At 63.9% G+C, this 17,322-nt stretch carries 15 protein-coding genes; 9 read left to right on the top strand and 6 right to left on the bottom strand.

What is annotated here, in order from left to right:
* The 3 genes from AC5IJH_RS03070 to AC5IJH_RS03080 all read left to right on the top strand — a co-directional run bounded on the left by AC5IJH_RS03070 (position 1) and on the right by AC5IJH_RS03080 (position 1,942).
* Complete coding sequence (locus AC5IJH_RS03070; protein WP_491901320.1) at positions 1-1,182, top strand: universal stress protein; 1,182 nt, start codon at positions 1-3, stop codon at positions 1,180-1,182.
* Between the two features lie 26 nt (positions 1,183-1,208).
* The gene (locus AC5IJH_RS03075; RefSeq protein ID WP_491901321.1) at positions 1,209-1,436 is read left to right on the top strand and encodes a CDGSH iron-sulfur domain-containing protein; all 228 of its coding nucleotides are present in this window, start codon (positions 1,209-1,211) and stop codon (positions 1,434-1,436) included.
* Between the two features lie 113 nt (positions 1,437-1,549).
* Positions 1,550-1,942 carry a ComEA family DNA-binding protein gene (locus AC5IJH_RS03080; protein WP_491901322.1) on the top strand — a complete coding sequence of 131 codons (393 nt, stop codon included), beginning with the start codon at positions 1,550-1,552 and terminating at the stop codon, positions 1,940-1,942.
* A 27-nt stretch (positions 1,943-1,969) separates the two neighbouring features.
* Here AC5IJH_RS03080 and AC5IJH_RS03085 read toward each other — a convergent pair whose 3' ends face one another.
* The 4 genes from AC5IJH_RS03085 to AC5IJH_RS03100 all read right to left on the bottom strand — a co-directional run bounded on the left by AC5IJH_RS03085 (position 1,970) and on the right by AC5IJH_RS03100 (position 7,374).
* On the bottom strand, positions 1,970-4,642 hold the full coding sequence (locus AC5IJH_RS03085; RefSeq protein WP_491901323.1) for an ABC transporter permease: 2,673 nt from the start codon (positions 4,640-4,642) through the stop codon (positions 1,970-1,972).
* Positions 4,639-4,983: a PadR family transcriptional regulator gene (locus AC5IJH_RS03090; protein WP_491901324.1), complete on the bottom strand. Its 345-nt coding sequence runs from the start codon at positions 4,981-4,983 to the stop codon at positions 4,639-4,641. The genes AC5IJH_RS03085 and AC5IJH_RS03090 overlap by 4 nt, the downstream gene beginning before the upstream one ends.
* Positions 4,984-5,062: 79 nt before the next feature.
* Complete coding sequence (gene nikB, locus AC5IJH_RS03095) at positions 5,063-5,986, bottom strand: nickel ABC transporter permease (protein WP_491901325.1); 924 nt, start codon at positions 5,984-5,986, stop codon at positions 5,063-5,065.
* Positions 5,983-7,374: a hemolysin family protein gene (locus AC5IJH_RS03100; protein ID WP_491901326.1), complete on the bottom strand. Its 1,392-nt coding sequence runs from the start codon at positions 7,372-7,374 to the stop codon at positions 5,983-5,985. The genes nikB and AC5IJH_RS03100 overlap by 4 nt, the downstream gene beginning before the upstream one ends.
* An 83-nt stretch (positions 7,375-7,457) precedes the next feature.
* Between AC5IJH_RS03100 and AC5IJH_RS03105 the strand changes: the two genes are divergently transcribed.
* From AC5IJH_RS03105 to uvrB, 6 genes are all read left to right on the top strand, one after another.
* Positions 7,458-8,201: a hypothetical protein gene (locus AC5IJH_RS03105; protein WP_491901327.1), complete on the top strand. Its 744-nt coding sequence runs from the start codon at positions 7,458-7,460 to the stop codon at positions 8,199-8,201.
* 76 nt (positions 8,202-8,277) lie between these two features.
* A complete protein-coding gene (locus tag AC5IJH_RS03110) occupies positions 8,278-9,480 on the top strand; it encodes an efflux RND transporter periplasmic adaptor subunit (RefSeq protein ID WP_491901328.1) in 1,203 nt (400 codons plus the stop codon).
* A gap of 11 nt (positions 9,481-9,491) precedes the next feature.
* Positions 9,492-10,349, top strand: coding sequence for a DUF4097 family beta strand repeat-containing protein (locus tag AC5IJH_RS03115; protein ID WP_491901329.1), 858 nt, complete (start codon positions 9,492-9,494; stop codon positions 10,347-10,349).
* 110 nt (positions 10,350-10,459) lie between these two features.
* Positions 10,460-11,161, top strand: coding sequence for an HAD family hydrolase (locus AC5IJH_RS03120; RefSeq protein WP_491901330.1), 702 nt, complete (start codon positions 10,460-10,462; stop codon positions 11,159-11,161).
* A gap of 38 nt (positions 11,162-11,199) precedes the next feature.
* On the top strand, positions 11,200-12,174 hold the full coding sequence (locus AC5IJH_RS03125; protein WP_491901331.1) for a hypothetical protein: 975 nt from the start codon (positions 11,200-11,202) through the stop codon (positions 12,172-12,174).
* Positions 12,175-12,208: 34 nt separating this feature from the next.
* A complete protein-coding gene (gene uvrB, locus AC5IJH_RS03130) occupies positions 12,209-14,197 on the top strand; it encodes an excinuclease ABC subunit UvrB (protein ID WP_491901353.1) in 1,989 nt (662 codons plus the stop codon).
* Positions 14,198-14,207: 10 nt separating this feature from the next.
* On the opposite strand, the gene AC5IJH_RS03135 is transcribed toward uvrB, so the two are convergent.
* Positions 14,208-16,781: a TonB-dependent receptor gene (locus tag AC5IJH_RS03135; protein ID WP_491901332.1), complete on the bottom strand. Its 2,574-nt coding sequence runs from the start codon at positions 16,779-16,781 to the stop codon at positions 14,208-14,210.
* Positions 16,782-16,876: 95 nt separating this feature from the next.
* Positions 16,877-17,170, bottom strand: coding sequence for a putative quinol monooxygenase (locus AC5IJH_RS03140; protein ID WP_491901333.1), 294 nt, complete (start codon positions 17,168-17,170; stop codon positions 16,877-16,879).
* Between the last annotated feature and the right edge of the window lie 152 nt (positions 17,171-17,322).

The following is a 17,322-nucleotide window of genomic DNA, read 5'->3' on the forward strand; positions in this document are numbered from 1 at the left end:
ATGAGCGAGCCGAACGAGCCACTCGCACCGTCGCCGACGTCATCGACGGACGCGCAGGCCGAAGGCCACAGCCTGCCGCCCGAGCCGGCCAAGCTGCGCATCTATCTCGGCGCTGCGCCGGGCGTCGGCAAGACGTACCAGATGCTGGAACACGCGCACCTGCTGCGCAAGCAGGGTGAGGACATCGTTATCGGCTTCGTCGAGCCGCACAAGCGCATCGACACCGAGGCGATGATCCGCGACCTAGAGATCATTCCGCAGAAGGCGATTCCCTACCGGTCTGTCGTGCTGCAGGAGATGGATCTGGACGCGATCCTGGCGCGAAGGCCGAAGATCGTGCTGGTGGACGAGCTGGCGCATTCGAATGTGCCGGGTTCACGTAATGGCAAGCGTTACGAGGATGTTCTCGAGCTGCTGGAAGCCGGTATCGATGTCTTCACCGCGGTGAATGTGCAGCACCTGGAGACGCTGAACGATACTGTCGCGCGCTCATCCAACACAGCGATACGCGAGACGGTGCCGGACAGCCTGCTGAAGCGGGCCGACCAGATTGTGAATGTCGACATACCGGTCGAAGAGCTGCGCACGCGGCTGCGGCAGGGCAAGATTTATGCGCCAGAGAAGATCGAGCAGGCGCTCTCGAACTTCTTCCGCAAGGGCAATCTGAACCTGCTGCGCGAGCTCGCGCTGCGCACGACGGCGGCCGAAGTCAGCTCGCAGGCAGCGGATTATCGACGCTCTCAGGGCCTGGAGCAGGCGCCCATCCCGGAGAAGGTGATGGTGTGTTTGTCGCCGCGCCCCGGGACCGACCGGCTGCTGCGCGCGGGTGCGCGCATTGCCTCGCGACTTTCTACCATCTGGTACGCCGTCCGCGTGGAAGCGCCAGACGAGTCTCAGAATGTTGAGAAGACAGAGGACAAGCAGCGGATGGAAGAGTACCAGCGGCTGGCCCGCGACCTGGGTGCGAAGGTGGTCGTGCTGAAGGACAAGAACGTCTCGAACGCACTGATCCAGTTTGCGAAGCAGGAAGGCATCTCACACGTGGTGTTCGGGCAGTCGGCGCGCTCGCGCATGGACATTCTGCTGCGCGGCTCGGTGATCAACCGCTTTCTCGCCGAGGTGCGCGATGTCACGGTGCAAGTGGTGCCGATGCAGAAGCCGCGACGGCTTGAGCCGCGCTAAGTTCACAACTACCAACAGGAGACAACATGGCAGAGAGCAACGTTACGATTACGACCCGACCGAATGGCCCGTTTCGCGTGGAGGGCCCCATCCGCCTGATCGATGTCGATGGCAAGGAGATCGATTTGACCGGCAAGCCTGCGGTTTCGCTGTGCCGCTGCGGCGCGTCGGTGAAGAAGCCGTTCTGCGATGGCACGCATTCGAAGGTGGGCTTCCAGGCGGCAGAAGCAGCGGTTGCGGCCGAGCAGAAGTAAGCGGGGAGCATCTTTGCTTGACAAGGGCCAGCGGCGGGATGAAGCTGGCCCTGCCTGACGCGCCGCTTGAGCGAACGCAGGCGAGATCTGCACGTTTCCTAAGGAGAGACCCTATGCACCTGACCCAGAAGAGCCGTTGGATGCGCCTGGCATTCCTTCCCGCCGTTCTCGTAGCCGGACTGCTTCTATCCCCGGCTCACGCGAGCGCGCAGGCTGCAGCGCAGAGCACGACCAACAGCACCGCGCACCACAGCGCCGCGGCAGCCAAGAGCGCGAAGACGTCCGCGGCGACCGCCAGCAGCACTGCTGCGATGACGGATCTGGTCGACCTGAACTCGGCCAGTGCTGATCAGCTGAAGGCGCTGCCCGGCGTGGGGGATGCCTATTCGCAGAAGATTGTCGCGGGCCGGCCGTACAGCAAGAAGACCGACCTGGTGACCAAGAAGATTGTGCCGCAGGCGACTTACGCGAAGATCAAAGACAAGGTGATCGCGAAGCAGAAGTAATTGTCGACTTCAACCGATGTTGAGGCGCTAGGCTTCGCGCAGCGCCTCCATCGGCTCCACATGCGAAGCGCGTCGCGCGGGCAGCCACGCCGCAAGTAAGCCCGACGCCAGCATGATCAGCAGAACAAACGAGAGTGTCGGCAGGTCGTGTGGGTGCACGCCGAAGAGGAAGCGCGTGATCAGCCGCGTGGCCAAGAGGCTGGCAGCGAGTCCCGCGATGAGGCCGGCGACGAGCATCCCGAGGGCGCGAGCGAGGAACATGCGCTCGATGCGGCGACGCGGCGCGCCGAGCGCGAGGCGCACACCAATGTCGTGCGTGCGCTGCGAGACGAGGTATGCGAGGAAGCCGTAGAGGCCGGTGAGCGCGACCAGCAGGGCGCAGCCGCCGAAGGCTTCGAGCAGGCGTGCAGCGAAAAGCTGGTCGCCGATGTTGTCGTTGACCACCTGCTGCATGGTTTCGACGACGGTACTCTTGAGTGCGGGATCGACGGCAGCCATGGCGGCGCGGATGTCGGGCGCGATCTGCTCAACAGGGACGCTGGTGCGGATGGCGATATTTGCATACGTGCGCATCGCAGACTGGTAGAAAGTGTCGCTGGGCAGCATCTGCTCTGCGCATATATCGATCTCCGGAGCAGCCGGCTCCGCTAGCGACACCTGGCGCACGTCATCGATGACACCGACGATGCGGACTCTGCGCTTCTTATCCTTTGCGAGATTCAGCGGAAAGTCCTCGAGCGACTTCCCGGACTTGCTCCACAGGTTCGCAAAGGTCTGGTTCACAACCGCGACTGGCTGCGTGGTTGAGGTGTCGCTCTCGTTGAAGAAGCGGCCCTGCCGCATGCTAAAGCCCAGGACCTTCTGCAAGTCGCGGCCATCTGCGTGAAATTGCATGGTCAGCCGATGACTATCCGGTCCGGTCTCGGTGTCTCCAAAGCTCATGTACAGCAGCATGCTGAACTCCCTGTTCAGGGGAGCGACGGTAGTCAGCGCCGCGAACCGGACACCGTGGATGGCACGAATCCGCTCGAGGAGCGGTTCATACAGCGCACGCTGCATATCGGCCTCCTTATATCGGAAGCCGGGATAGTCGGGATGCACGAGGGCTACATGATCGGTACGGAAGCCGAGCGGCACCTTGCGCAGTTCCAGCACAGTGCGAAGCAGCAGACCGCAGGCCACGAGCAGCACCACCGTGCAGGCGACCTCCGCCGAGACGAGCGCATGCTGGAATCGCAGGTGACCACGCCCTGGCGGCGAAGAGGACTGGCGGCTGAGCGACCTCTCGCTCAGCCTGCGTGTCGCAAGCAACGCAGGGACGATGCCAAACAGCATCGCGCTGAGCAAGCTCAAGGCGACGAGAGCACCGAGGACGCGCGCATCGGGAACCGGATGCTCCGGCAGTTGCAATCGGGTGTGAAGCAAGTGCGCAAGGGTGAGCAGCACGGACTCTGCAAGCACGAGACCGGCGGCAGTGCCGAGCAGACTGAGGAGCAGCGATTCGATGACAAGCTGCCGCACGATACGCCAGCGGCCGGCACCGAGTGCGCTGCGAATCCCGAGCTCGCGTTGACGAGACACGCCGCGGGCCAGCAGCAGATTGCTGACATTCAGGCAGGCGATCAGCCATAGCGTAAGCACGGCCGCGAGGAAGGCGAGCAGTGCTGGGCGATCGTCTTCGTTGAGAGTGCTTCGAAGGCTTTTGACCTTGACCTGCACTGCGGCGATGTCCATCGAGGTCTTGGCGACGCGCTGGCGAGCAAGCGCCAACTGCTTGGCAGACAACTCGGCGGCCACCTGCTCCAGGCTGACGCCCGGTTGCAATCGGACCATAGCGCCGGACGATGCGTCCGGCTCAAGGGGCACTGGGGTCCAGACCTGCAGCGGAGGTCCGGACAATGTGAACGCGAAGCCCGGCGGCATCACGCCGATGATGGTGTAGAGCTTGTCGTCGAGCCGAGCTGTTCTGCCCACGATATTGCGGTCAGCGCCGAATGCGTTTTGCCAGAGCGCGTAGTTCAACAGCAGAACGCTGCCCGGCCCGCTGCGTACATCGCTAGCCATGAAGCAGCGGCCCAGCAATGGCGTGACCTGCAGAAAGCCGCAGAGGTCAGAACCAACATCGACGCGATCGACCTGCTCCAGGGATCTTCCGTGCTGCATCCAGGTCTGCCCCATACCGCGCGAGTGCAGAAGCTCTCGGATGGAATGCGACTGTTTCCAGACCATCAGGTCGGTGTCCGATGCGCCGGCGTACCTGCCCTCCCGATCGACGGGGGTCAGCTTCACGATCTCGTTCGCATGGCCGTAGGGCAGGTGACGCAGCAAGGTCTGGCTGATGACGGTGAAGAGCGCCGCGTTCGCGCCAATGCCCAGCGCGAGCACGACGACCACGGTTGCGGTGAAGCCGGGCGACTGGCGGAACTGGCGCAGGGCGTAACGCAGGTCGGCGACGAGTTCGTCCCACAGGCGCAGTCCGTAGGCATCGCGGCAACGTTCACTCACTGCGGCTGCAGAGGAGCCGAATTCAAGGCGGGCACGGCGTTGTGCTTCGTCGGGCGGAGTGCCTTGCGCGATCAGGTCGGCAGTGTAGCTCTCCATGTGGAAGTCGAGTTCGTCTTGCATCTGCTGCTCGAAGTGGTCGCGGCGGCGCATGGCGCGCCACCAAGAGCGGAGCCGGCTGCCGAGCAGCATCCTCATAGCTCCTCCGGCTCGGTCCGGAGCACGCCGGCGATGACCGCGGCCATGCGGTTCCACTGATCGGTTTCGGCGCGGAGCTGCTTTCTACCAGCGGCGGTGAGGCGATAGAACTTGGCGCGGCGGTTGTTCTCGGATTCACCCCACTCGCTCGCGATCAGGCCGCCGTGTTCGAGGCGGTAGAGCGCGGGGTAAAGCGAGCCCTGCTGGATCTCAAGCTGCTGCCCGGAGATCTGCTGGATGCGCAGGAGCACGCCATAGCCGTGCAGGGGGCCGAGTGAGACGGCCTTGAGGATCAGCATGTCGAGCGTGCCCTGCAGGAGGTCGAGTTGCTTGCTGCCCATGGGTGCTCTCCTCGATTGGCTAGGAGAGTAGCGCAGGTGACTCCTAGGCTGTCAAGGAGAGCGGTGTACGGGAAAGAGCTCAGGCGCGGATGCGCGGATTCAGCACTGCGTAAAGCACGTCGGTCGCGAGGTTCACCAGCACGTAGGTGAGCCCGACGGCGAGGATGCAGCCCTGGACCAGGGCATAGTCGCGGTTCGAGATGGCGGAGATGGTGAGGCGGCCGACGCCGGGCCAGCTGAAGATCGTCTCCGTGACGATGGCGCCCGCGAGCAGCGCGCCAAACTGTAACCCCACCAGTGTCACGATCGGGATGAGCGCGTTGCGCAGTGCGTGGCGGTAGAGCACGGTGCGCTCGGGCAGCCCTTTGGCACGCGCAGTGCGGATGTAGTCCTGGCCTAGCTCTTCGAGCATGGCAGTGCGCACCATGCGGGTGAGGATGGCGGCAAGGCCTGAGCCCATGGTCAGAGCCGGCAGCACGAGGTGCGCGGGCGAGCCGGCGCCGGATACGGGCAGCCAGCCAAGCTTGATGGACACGAGCAGGATCGCGATCGGGCCCAGCGCAAAGGACGGGAAGGACAGCCCGAAGAGCGAGACCACGCCGACGGCGTTGTCGCGCCACTGTCCGCGATAGAGCGCTGCGAGGATGCCGGCAGGGATGGCGGCGAGCAACGCGACGATCAGTGCGGCGATGGTGAGCTCCAGCGTGTACGGGTAGCGCTGCAGGATGAGGTGGGTGACGGAATCGTTCAGCCGCATGGAGTGGCCGAGGTCGCCATGCAGCACGCCGTGCCAGTAGTGCAGGTATTGACTGCCGACGGGGAGGTCGAGTCCGTACTGGTGGCGCAGGGTTTGCAGGTCTGTGGCCGACGCGCCCTCGCCGAGCATCTGTGCCACGGGATCGCCGGGCACGAGATGAATGAGCAGAAAGACAACGGAGACGACGAGCCAGAGAACGGGGAGTGTGTAGAGGAGACGTCGCCCGAGCGCGGGCAGCAGTCTCATGCAGTGCCTCGCGACAGTGCCGCGGGTTCAGTGGCGCCACCGTCCGCTGTTGGCGAAGCGGGAACGGGTTCGATGCGCACGCGGCTGATGCGGTGTCCACTCATCTCGGCAACAGTGTAGCGGCGACCTTCGTAGTCGACGCTCTCACCGCCCGTGGGAATCTGTCCGAGGCGCGCGAGCAGGAACCCGGCGAGTGTCTCGACACCACCATCCCGCGGCAGCAGCAGGTGCATTTGAGTCTCGAGATCGCGGAGCGTGACGCCGCCGTCCAGGTAGAAGGCCTCTGCCGGCAACCGCGGCGTGCTCCGGGTGGCGATGTCGAATTCGTCCTCCATCTCGCCGACCAACTGCTCGAGTGCGTCTTCAACGGTGACGAGCCCGACCGTCGAGCCATGCTCGTCGACGACGATGGCAAGGTGACGGCGGCGCTCCTGGAATTCGTGCAGCAGGTCGAGCACGGGCTTGGTCTCCGGCACGACAACGACATCGCGCATGATCTGGCCGAGCAGCAGGATGCGCAGCGGGTTCTGCGCCGGCGCGGAGCGCTGAAGCGCGAACTGCATGAGGCGCGAGATGTCTTTCGAATAGACGACGCCGATGATGTACTCCGGGCCACGGGTCGCGTCGTAGACAGGGACACGGGAGTGCTGCTCCTCGACGATGCGCGCACTGGCCTCCTCGAGCGTCATGCTCGCGGACAGCGAAAAGATGCGTTGCCGCGGGGTCATGATCTCGCGCGCGACGACGTCGTTCAGCTCGACGGCGCGATGGATCAACTGCTCCTGGTAGGCGGGTAGCAGTCCCTGGTGGCGGATCGCGGTGGCGACCAGCTTCAGCTCCTCGGGTGAATGGACGGACAGCTCGCCGACCGGAGTGGCATGGAAGAGCCGCAGCACGAGGCTTGCTGAGCTGTTCATCAGCACGACGAAGGGACGGGTGAGCTGGATAAAGGCCAGCATGGGGGCCGCGACGCCGAGCGCAATCTGCTCCGGGCGGCGCAGAGCGAGCGACTTGGGCACCAGCTCGCCCAGGATCACCTGCAGGTACGTAATCAGGGCAAAGGCGAGTCCGGCGCTGAGGCCGTGAGCGAAGAGCGCGGCATGGGGCAGGGCGGAGAGTGGCCGCTCGAACATGGGAGCGAGTGCTGGCTCGCCGATCCAGCCGAGGGCGAGGCTGGCGATGGTTACGCCGACCTGGACGGCGGAGAGCGCCTCATTGAGCGCGGCGTGGAGCTGGGCGACCGAGCGCGCGCCAGCGCTGGTGCGGGACAACTGCTCGATCCGGGTGCCGCGGAGGCTGACGAGGGCGAACTCAGCCGACACAAAAAAGCCGTTCACCAGGATCAGGACTACAATGGCAACACCGTGAAAGAGCGTCCAGTGGACCATGACTATAGGGTAAAGCAGCACTTTTGTTCCTCGTTGTAACGACAAAGGTCAGGATATGATCCAGTCCGCGAGGATTTGAGGACATGGAGCAGCCTCTTTACAGGCAGGGGTGGCGGGCGGCCCTGGTCGTCTACGCCAGCGTGCAGTTTTTGTTGCTGACCTTTCTAGCCATGCTGGTCTACCCCGGGGGAGCCGTATTCCACGGGGACAGCGGGCATTATCTTTTCCTGCACAACTTCTTCAGCGATCTGGGCGCGACGGTCACGCCGGCTGGCCGATCGAACCTGGTGTCCTGCTTCCTGTTTTCGTTCGCGCTTGCCTCAGTCGGCGTGGCGCTGGTGCTGGCCTCGCGCAACTGGGTCGTGGTGTACCGGCACGACCGGGCGGCGCGCGTGGCCGGTCTTTTGTCTCAATTGTTTGTGACCTTTGCAGGTCTGGGCTTTGTCGGCGTGGCGCTGACGCCGTGGAACTTGTTGCTGGCTGCACACAACCACTGCGTGCAAGTTGCGTTCACGTTTTTGCTGCTGGCGCAGGTGTGCCTCGTGGCGCTCCAGGTGGCCAACCGCTGGGCGGTGTCGCTGATCGCACTGAATGCGGTGTATGTGCTGTTCCTGGTGACCTACGTCTGGATCCTCTTGCATGGACCGACGCTTGAGACCGAGGCGGGGGTCGCGTTCCAGGTGGTGGCCCAAAAGGCGATCGTCTATCTCTCGGTCATCAACGTGGGGCTGCAGGCCTCGGCGATGCTGCAGGATCTGCGGCAAGTGCCGATGACTGCCCCGGTTCCCGTTCCGGGACTGGTCGTCTCGGCAGCGAGGGTGGACTAGGCCGCGGAACTTTTTCTCACCAGCCGCGTAGCATACGGTGGCAGGGCTCAATCGGGCTCTTCCCCCGGAGGCGTTGGTGGCGGCGCGAAAAAAGAATCGGTTCTGGTTGTGGGGCTCGCTCGGTCTGGTGGTCGCCCTTGTGGTGCTTGGCGCGGCGGTGGTCGCGCACAGCAGCGGCGTGAAGATCGACGGCAGCCGCATCGGCACGGTGACCCGGATGGACATCGCGAAGAGCGTGGTGGCCACGGGCAAGGTGCAGCCGATCACCAAGGTCGAGGTCAAGTCCAAGGCCAGCGGCATCGTCGAGAAGTGGTATGTGGACGCAAACGCCCACGTGCACAAGGGACAGGTGCTGGCCCAGCTCGACCAGCAGGAGATTCTGGCGCAGGTGGCCGCCCAGAAGGCGAACCTGCAGGCTGCGGAAGCCAACGTAAAGACGGCACAGGCGAACATCACCCAGGACCAGGTGACAGTGGCGGCGCCGGACCTGCCGATGTATGAGTCCACCCTGCGGCGCAACCAGGAAATGCAGGCGGCCGGCGTGGTTAGCCAGCAGGCGCTCGACAATGCCAATCGCGACTACCTGGCGATGCTGAACAAGCAGCGCACGGCGGTGGCGTCCGTCTCGGTCGATCGCGCGAAGCTGGTACAGGCGCAGGCGCAGGTGGCGCAGAGCCAGGCCAGCCTGAAGCAGTTAGAAGAGCAGTTGAGCTACACCACGGTGGTTTCGCCGATCGACGGCGTCGTGCTCTCGCGCGATGTGGAGGTGGGTGACGCGGTGAGCTCCATCCTGGTGCTGGGCTCGACCGCAACGCTGGTCTTCACCTTGGGCGACACCACGCAGGTGTACGTGGACGGCAAGGTGGACGAGGCGGACATCGGTAACGTGTACATGGGCCAGAAGGCGCGGATCCGCATCGAGTCGTTCAAGAACCGGGTGTTCTACGGCAAGGTGACGCGCATTGCGCCGCTTGGCGTGGAGAAGGACAACGTGACGACCTTCTCGGTACGCGTCTCGATCGACAACCCGAGCGGTGAGATCAAGGCCATGATGACGGCCAATGCCGAAATCCTGATCGATGAGCATAAGCATGTCCTGGCGGTGCCCGAGCAGGCCATCAGCTATGACGCGCAGAAGCATGCGTTCGTGAACGTGCCCGACGCGAAGGCGAAGGACGGCATGCGCAAGGTGGCGGTAACCGTGGGGCTCGCCAATGGAAGCAACACAGAGATCACCAGCGGATTGAACGAGGGCGAGAAGGTCGTCCTGCAGCAGTAGAGGGAGAAGACATGATTCACATCACACGCGCGGTAGCACTCTCGGCAGCAGGACTGGCATTGCCCCTGTTGGCCCTGGCCTCGGATGGAACGTTCGACAAGACGGTCAACGTGAACGGCAGCGTGCAGCTTGAGGTCTCGACCGGATCGGGCTATGTGCACGTGAGCCCGGGGTCCGACAGCCAGGTGCACATCATCGGTCACGTGCACAGCAGCAAGGGTTGGATGGGCGGCTCGAGCGACGATCAGGTGAAGCGTGTGGTCGATAACCCACCGATTCAGCAGACTGGCAACATTGTGCGCATCGGGCAGACGCACGATGGTGGCTGGTTCAACCACGTCTCGATCGATTACGACATCACCGCACCGAAGGGGACGCACCTGAAGGCAGAGTCCGGGTCGGGCGATGTGAAGGCGACCTCGATGGGCGGGGGCACGCGGCTTGAAACCGGCTCCGGCACGATCACGGGCGATGACCTGGCGGGCGACAGCTATCTCGAAACCGGCTCGGGCGACATTCGCGTGAACTTTGCGAATACCGGCAGCGTCAAGGCTAGCGCGGGCTCAGGCTCCATCCGGCTGACCGGCATCAAGGGCGGCCTGAAGGCAGAGACGGGCTCCGGCGACATCAGCCTGGCGGGCCAGCCGCTGCAGGACTGGAAGATTGAAGCAGGGTCGGGGTCGATCGATTTGAACCTCGGCGGATCGAAGTTCACGCTCGATGCGGAGACTGGTTCGGGCTCCATCCACACGGACCAGGCGATCACGATGCAGGGCAGCCTGGAGCGGCACCACGTGACGGGCAGCGTGAATGGCGGCGGTCCGACGGTGAAGATTGAAACGGGCTCGGGTAGCGTGCGCATTCACTAGCGCGCATGGAATGCAGGAGAGCCGCTGAGCCATGCGCTCCGCGGCTTTCGTTTTTGGTTTGGCAGTCCCTTCACCACTCGGTACGCACGGCTCACCGGTAGACTGAGCCCATGATTGAGCGACTGCGCCCGCTGCCGCCCGTCCACACACTGCGCCTGATCGCGTTCGACCTGGATGGCACGCTGATCGATTCGCGCGCAGACCTGGTGGCTGCTGTGAATGCGACACTCGAGCATCTGGGGCGACATCCGCTGCCGGATGCGGTGATTGCGAGCTATATCGGGGACGGCGTGCAGATGCTGGTGCGGCGCGCGCTAGGCGATCCCGAGCACGAAGAGATCGTGTTCAGTGCGGTCCGCTACTTCCTCGACTACTACCGCGTCCACAAGCTGGACCACACATACGTGTACCCCGGCGCGAAGGAGGCCATGGAGGCGATCGCCACGCAGCTACCAGAGGCGAAGATCGCCATCCTGACCAACAAGCCGGTTCGCCCCTCGGAGGAGATCTGCCGCGCGCTTGGCCTGGACTGGCACTGCTTTCGTATTTACGGCGGCAACAGCTTCGACACGAAGAAGCCCGATCCGCACGGACTGCACACGCTGATGGACGAGTCCGGCGCGCGGCCCGAGGAGACGGTGATGATCGGCGACTCCGAGGTGGACGTGCTGACTGCGCGCAATGCCGGCACCGGCGTCATCGGCTGCCGGTTCGGGCTGGCGCCGCACTCGCTGGTGGACGCGCCCCCGGACGTGCTGGTGGACGAGGCGATCGAATGGCTTGAGGCGCTCGGGCTTTCCCACCGCCCGTAGCTCTGCAGCGGCCGCGCACCACCCATACAATGAATGCTATGGGTTTGTTCGATCGATTCAAGAAGACAACGGCAGCGGAGCCCGAGGCTCACGAAGAGTCGGCCACACCGGCTGCCCCGCTTGCCGCAAGTGCGAGTTCCCTACCCCAGACAGCCATGCCGGAGCCGGAAACACCAGAGCGGCACGAACAACTCGAGACCTTGCCGGAGCTGCCCGAGGTGGCGCCGACGCCGGGACGCCGCTTTGTGTCTGTCCCCGAAGAGCGGTTCAACCTCGACGACACCAATCTGCTGGCGCATGCGATGGAAGTGCCGCGCGAAGAGCGTGACCTGCGCTGGCTGGAGGCATTTCAACTCGCGGCGTGGAATGCTTCGGTTGTGCTACCCACCGAGCCAGTGTTCCTTGGACCCGACGGCATGCCATACGTGCGGCTGGAGCTGCCGCCGGTGGGCGAGGCCGTGGAGACGAACTGCCTGTCGAACCTGTTCGTCTCAATTGCAGAGCAGGGACTCGGTGCGGCCTTCTTCAAGAACAGCACCGACGGGCCGGAGGCGGCGGAGTACGTGATGCCGACCGGCGTGGTGGAATCGCTGCGCGCGTATGGCACGTGGGATGGTGATCCAGCGGATGTGGCCGAGCTGGCCGCCAAGCCACAGCAGCATGCGAACGACAGTGGCGTGGAAGAGACGGCGGTGCAGACGGAGCGGCAGGTGATGGTGGGGCCGCCTTCGGACGCGTATCTGCCCAAGCACACGGCGCGGCTGCTCTACCGGCACCTGACCGAGGGCTGGAAGATGGAAGACCCGCGGATCGCGCTCGTGGTGGACCCGGAGATGACGCCGACGCGCAACCTGGTAATCGGGCGCAAGTTTTCGGAGTTCCCAAACCAGGAGGTCGCCGCGCAGGCAGCAAGGATGCTGTTGTGGTATCTGCCACCACGCCGGTATCTTTTGCTGATGCCGGAGAACTGGACCACAGACCAGATGCGCCCGCTGCGGGAGCTTTGCGAATAGCATGAGCACAATCGCGCCGAGCCACACCGGGACCCTGGATTTTCAACTCGTCAGCGACTATAAGCCGCGCGGCGACCAGGGGCGCGCGATCGAAGAGCTGGTCTCCGGGCTGGCAGCGGGCGAGCAGCACCAGACGCTGCTCGGCGTCACCGGTTCCGGCAAGACGTTCACCATGGCGAAGGTCATCGAGCAGATGAACCGGCCTGCGCTCATCCTGGCGCACAACAAGACGCTTGCGGCGCAGCTCTTTCACGAGTTCAAGCAGTTCTTCCCATCGAACGCGGTCGAATACTTCGTCTCGTACTACGACTACTACCAACCCGAGGCATACATTCCGTCGGGCGATCTGTACATCGAGAAGGAAGCAACGATCAACGAGGAGCTCGACAAGCTCCGACTGTCAGCAACGCGCTCCCTGTTCGAGCGGCGGGACGCGATCATCGTGGCCTCGGTGAGTTGCATCTACGGCCTCGGCTCGCCCGAAGCGTACTACGGCATGCTGATGATGCTGGAGCGTGGACAGCGCATCAAGCGCGAGGACATCACGCGCCGGCTGGTCGAGATTCTGTACGAGCGCAACGACGGCGACTTCCGCCGCGGCACCTTTCGGGTTCGCGGCGATGTGATCGAGGTCTATCCCACCTACGACGAGATGGCGTACCGCATCGAGTTATTCGGGGATGAGATTGAGGGGCTGTCACAGATCGATCCGCTTTTCGGCACGGTGCGGCAGAAGTATGCGCGGCTGCCGATCTATCCGAAGAGCCACTATGTCGTTCAGCCGGAACGCAAGCGATCGGCGATGGATTCGATCCTCGCGGAGCTCGAGTGGTGGGAGAAGGAACTCGAGGGGCAGGGACGGCTGGTGGAGTCGCAGCGCGTGCACCAGCGCACCCGCTTCGATCTCGAGATGATCAAGTCGGTCGGCTACTGCCATGGGATCGAGAACTACTCGCGCCACTTCAGCGGGCGCATGCCGGGTGAGGCGCCGCCGACGCTGCTTGACTACTTCCCGCGCGATTTCCTGCTCTTCATCGATGAGAGCCACGTCACGGTCCCGCAACTGCATGGCATGTGGCATGGCGATCGCTCGCGCAAGCAGAACCTGGTCGACTACGGCTTTCGACTGCCGTCGGCGATGGACAACCGGCCACTCAAGTTCGACGAATTCCAAACGCGCACCAACAACGTGATCTATGTCTCAGCTACGCCTGGACCGTATGAGCTGACGAAATCCGCGGGCGTGGTCATCGAGCAGATCATCCGGCCTACCGGGCTGCTCGACCCGCCAGTCGAGATCCGGCCGATCAAGGGGCAGATCGATGATCTGCTCGCAGAGATTCGTGACCGCACGTCCAAGAACGAACGCGTGCTGGTGACGACGCTCACGAAGCGCATGGCTGAGGACCTGGCCGGCTACTACACCGAGGTTGGGGTGAAGTGCCGCTACATGCACTCGGAGATCGAGACGCTCGAGCGCGTGCGGCTCCTGCGCGATCTGCGCAAGGGCGAGTACGACGCGCTGATCGGGATCAACCTGCTGCGCGAAGGGCTCGATCTGCCTGAGGTCTCGCTGGTGGCGATCCTCGATGCGGACAAGGAAGGCTTCCTTCGTTCGCAGGGGTCGTTGATCCAGACCATCGGCCGCGCGGCGCGCAACCTGAACGGGCGCGCCATTCTGTACGCGGACAAGATGACCGACTCGATGCGCCGCGCGATCGATGAGACGGAGCGACGCCGCGTGATCCAGGAGGCTTACAACGTGGAGCACGGCATCACGCCGGAGTCGATCCTGCGGCCCATTGATATGTCACTTGCGAAGATCCTGAAGGCGGAGTACGCCGACATGACGGAGCAGGACGAGACAACGCCGGAGTTCACGACACAGCAGGAGCTAGATGTGTTCGCGGCGAAGCTCGAGGTCGAGATGCGCGAGGCGGCAAAGAAGTTCGAGTTCGAAAAGGCTGCCAAGCTGCGCGATCGTGTGAAGGAACTGCGGACCAAAGAGTTTCTCTTCAGCTAAGGCTCGGCGTTCAGAACTTCACTTCCAGGTTCAACTGCATGCGGCGAGGCGGCTGCGCGCTGACCGGATGCCCGAAGAATGGCGAGGACACCACGCCAACGTACGTGATGTCGTTGGCGTGATTGAGCACGTTGAACGAGTTGACCGAGATGGTGGCGGTGGGCGTCTTCGCCTTGCCTCGTTCGAGTGAGAAGCTTCGCGCCAGGTTCAGGTCGAGATCGAGATAGCCGGGGCCGTGCAGCGAGTTGCGCCGAACGCCGGCGGGACGATCGAGCGGCAGGCCATCCCCGTTATCGTCATTGCCGGTCGTTACGTTGACGGGTGTGCCGGAGTAGGCTGACAGCGCGGTGCCGAAATCGAAGCCGCGCGGCAGCTTCCACGTCCCCAGCAGGTCCAGCTTGTGCCGGCGATCCGTGTCGGAGCGCGCCCAGTCCGCTTTCGGAGCATAACTGTCTGCCGGGAAGAACGTAACGCCGCTGGTGTTGTTGTACGTCTTGCCGAGGTTGTACTGCGCCTGTCCGCTGAAGAGATTGCCGATCCTGCCGCGAAAGGTGACCTCGAGCGAGTTGCTCTTCAGAGAGCCCTCGGACTGGAGTTCGCGAATCTGCCCGAAGGCATGGTTCGGTCGCGCGAGGTAGAAGGGCGGCTGCGGCGCATTCGCATCGACGGAGCGGAAGAGATCGATGCCGCGGGTGCCGACATAGTTCACCGCGAGCGAGCTCTTCTGTGTGAGCTGCCGTTCGATGCCGACTCCGCCCTGGAGCACATAGGGGATGCGCTGCCGCGGATCGAGGGCGACGATGCTGGTGGGCACGCTGGCGATCTGCTGCTCGGTAGCGGGATAGCTGGGACGGTCGACGATGAACCGCTGCAGGCGGACACCGTTGAAATGCAGCAGGTCGGCGATGGGGCCCGGGCCCGTACGATCGAAGAAGAGGCCTGCACCGCCGCGAATCACCGTATTGCCGCGCTGCTGTGGTGCGAACGCGAAGCTGAAGCGCGGCGCGAGGTCATGCGCGATGTCGTGGAAGTAGTTCTGCCAGTAGTAGCGCACACCGGCGGCGACGGAGAGACGCGGTGACACGCGCACGGTGTCCTCGACGATGCCGGCCACGGTTCTCTCGAGGAAGGTGACGTGGCCCTGCCCGCGCTGCAGTGTGAAGGTGAATGGCGTGCGCGTGGCGTAGTCGGACAGGCTGGCGAACTGATACGTGCCGACGTGGTTGGTGAAGTCGTCGAAGCCGCGACGGCTGATGTCCGGGATATCGACGCCGAACTTCAGCTCCTGCCGGCCGTGCGTCCAGGTAAGGATGTCCGTGCCGTCGAAGTGATACTCAGTGCGCCGCGCATCGGCCTGCGCGCCACCACCGCTGAACGCGCCGGAGACAACGATGTGCGGCGCCTCGCTGAGGCTGCGGGTCTGGTTGTCGAAATGGCCAACGAGAAAGTGCAGTTGGTTCAGCAGCCGCGGCGAGAAGACGTACACGTGCCCGACATTGATCTCGTGCTCGAAGAAGAGCGTGTTCGTGGCGGCCTCAGCCAGCACGGTGCCCCCGACGCCGGCATTGCCAATCGTGCGGTGCTCATACGAGTAGCCGATCCAGAGCTGATTGGCCGTGCCATAGTCGTGAAAGACGCGGCCGGACAAGAAGTAGTGGCGCGTAGGATTTGGTACATTCTGCGTGACCGTGCCGCTGGGCAGCGCGGCGACCACGATGGCCTGCTGGTTGTCGTTGTCCTTGTCGAGGGATGCGAGGAAGGTCGTTTTCTTGTTCGCGGAGAGCGGCCCGGTGAGTGAGCCCTCGTAGTAGGTGCGCTGCTCGCCGGGCTTGATCACGGCGAACGGATTGCGCGCGTCAAAGAGCGAGTCGCGATAGAGGAAGTTGCCGGTACCGTGAAGTTGCGGCGTACCGCTCGCGGTGGTGATCTCGATCCGGGCGCGCCCCGGACGCGCGAACAGAGCTGTGTAGGGGTTCTGGTTAATCTTGACGCTCGCGACGGCTGAGGGCGTCACGCCGGGCCCATTCGCCTCTGCGCCGTTGACCACCAGCGTGATGCCGTTGGTGCCGGTCGCGTCGGGATTAAGGAAGCGCGAGAGCGCCGTGATGTAGTCCTGATCGAAGACAGGCAGCCGATCGAGTGCTTCGCGATCGACCGAGTTGGCGCTCTGGTTCTGGCCAATCTCGGTGCTGACGCGGGCAGAGGTGTCGCTCTCGCTGACGGTGACTGCCTCCTCCACGCGGGCCAGCCGCAGCACCAGATGCAGCGGGGGCAACCGACCGTCGCCAACGCGAACTGCGGTGCGAAGTTGAGCGAACCCAGGCTGCTCCACCTCCACCGTGAACGCGCCAGTGGCGAGGCCGCGCAGCGTGAAGCTTCCGCCAGGCCCGCTGACCGTGCTTGCGACCTGATGTCCGTCCGGGGCCAGCACACGCAGATGGGCACCCGCGATGGCTGCGCCGGTGGGGTCGGCGACATCACCGGTTAGCACGGCTGCGCGTGCGGCGCTCTGGGCATGAGCGGGCGCAAGCGTGAAAGAAAACGGCAGGAGCAACACGAGCGCGGCGCGGAACAGACTAGGCACGAGAACAGGATCGCTTACGAGAGTTAATCAGGAGTGAAGGTACGGTGGTGAGGAACGCTGCGGGCCACTTGTCATAGCGGCCCGCGAGCGAAGTCCTACTTCGCGGCCAGGATTTCGAGCTTGTCGATCTGCGGGTCGCCGACGAGCAGGTCCTTGGCATTGGCCATCAGCGCTTTGGCGATCTCGCCGCTGAGGTGAGCGTCGCGCGCCGCGTCATCGGGAAAGGTGTCGAAGATGCCGAAGCGTCCGCCACCCATCTTCACGGCATACCAGCGAACCGTGCCGGGCTCGCCCTGCGCGATCTGCAATGCGGACTTCAGAAAGTTCTCAACGATCTCTTCCTTGCCGGGCTTGGCCTGGACCAGGCCGAGCAATGCGTACTTCTCCATAGCGACTGCCTCCTTGACACTACTGAACAGCAAGACTCCGGCCGTGGCAGAGTGCCTGAAGAAAGCGTAACCCGGCGGCGAGGAGTGCGCTCTGAGCCGGGTGAACGCAAAAAGAGTTGCGGGACGCAGACCGGGGCGTTGTATGGTAAGGC

The organism is Candidatus Dedyshia acidiphila, assembly GCF_051025295.1.
GTDB lineage: Bacteria > Acidobacteriota > Terriglobia > Terriglobales > Acidobacteriaceae > KBS-83.

Excerpts from the sequence above, each read along its gene's own strand:
- AC5IJH_RS03070 (WP_491901320.1), top strand. The coding sequence starts at position 1 with ATGAGCGAGCCGAACGAGCCACTCGCACCGTCGCCGACGTCATCGACG.
- AC5IJH_RS03075 (WP_491901321.1), top strand. The coding sequence starts at position 1,209 with ATGGCAGAGAGCAACGTTACGATTACGACCCGACCGAATGGCCCGTTT.
- AC5IJH_RS03080 (WP_491901322.1), top strand. The coding sequence starts at position 1,550 with ATGCACCTGACCCAGAAGAGCCGTTGGATGCGCCTGGCATTCCTTCCC.
- AC5IJH_RS03085 (WP_491901323.1), bottom strand. The coding sequence starts at position 4,642 with ATGAGGATGCTGCTCGGCAGCCGGCTCCGCTCTTGGTGGCGCGCCATG.
- AC5IJH_RS03090 (WP_491901324.1), bottom strand. The coding sequence starts at position 4,983 with ATGGGCAGCAAGCAACTCGACCTCCTGCAGGGCACGCTCGACATGCTG.
- nikB (WP_491901325.1), bottom strand. The coding sequence starts at position 5,986 with ATGAGACTGCTGCCCGCGCTCGGGCGACGTCTCCTCTACACACTCCCC.
- AC5IJH_RS03100 (WP_491901326.1), bottom strand. The coding sequence starts at position 7,374 with ATGGTCCACTGGACGCTCTTTCACGGTGTTGCCATTGTAGTCCTGATC.
- AC5IJH_RS03105 (WP_491901327.1), top strand. The coding sequence starts at position 7,458 with ATGGAGCAGCCTCTTTACAGGCAGGGGTGGCGGGCGGCCCTGGTCGTC.
- AC5IJH_RS03115 (WP_491901329.1), top strand. The coding sequence starts at position 9,492 with ATGATTCACATCACACGCGCGGTAGCACTCTCGGCAGCAGGACTGGCA.
- AC5IJH_RS03120 (WP_491901330.1), top strand. The coding sequence starts at position 10,460 with ATGATTGAGCGACTGCGCCCGCTGCCGCCCGTCCACACACTGCGCCTG.
- AC5IJH_RS03125 (WP_491901331.1), top strand. The coding sequence starts at position 11,200 with ATGGGTTTGTTCGATCGATTCAAGAAGACAACGGCAGCGGAGCCCGAG.
- AC5IJH_RS03140 (WP_491901333.1), bottom strand. The coding sequence starts at position 17,170 with ATGGAGAAGTACGCATTGCTCGGCCTGGTCCAGGCCAAGCCCGGCAAG.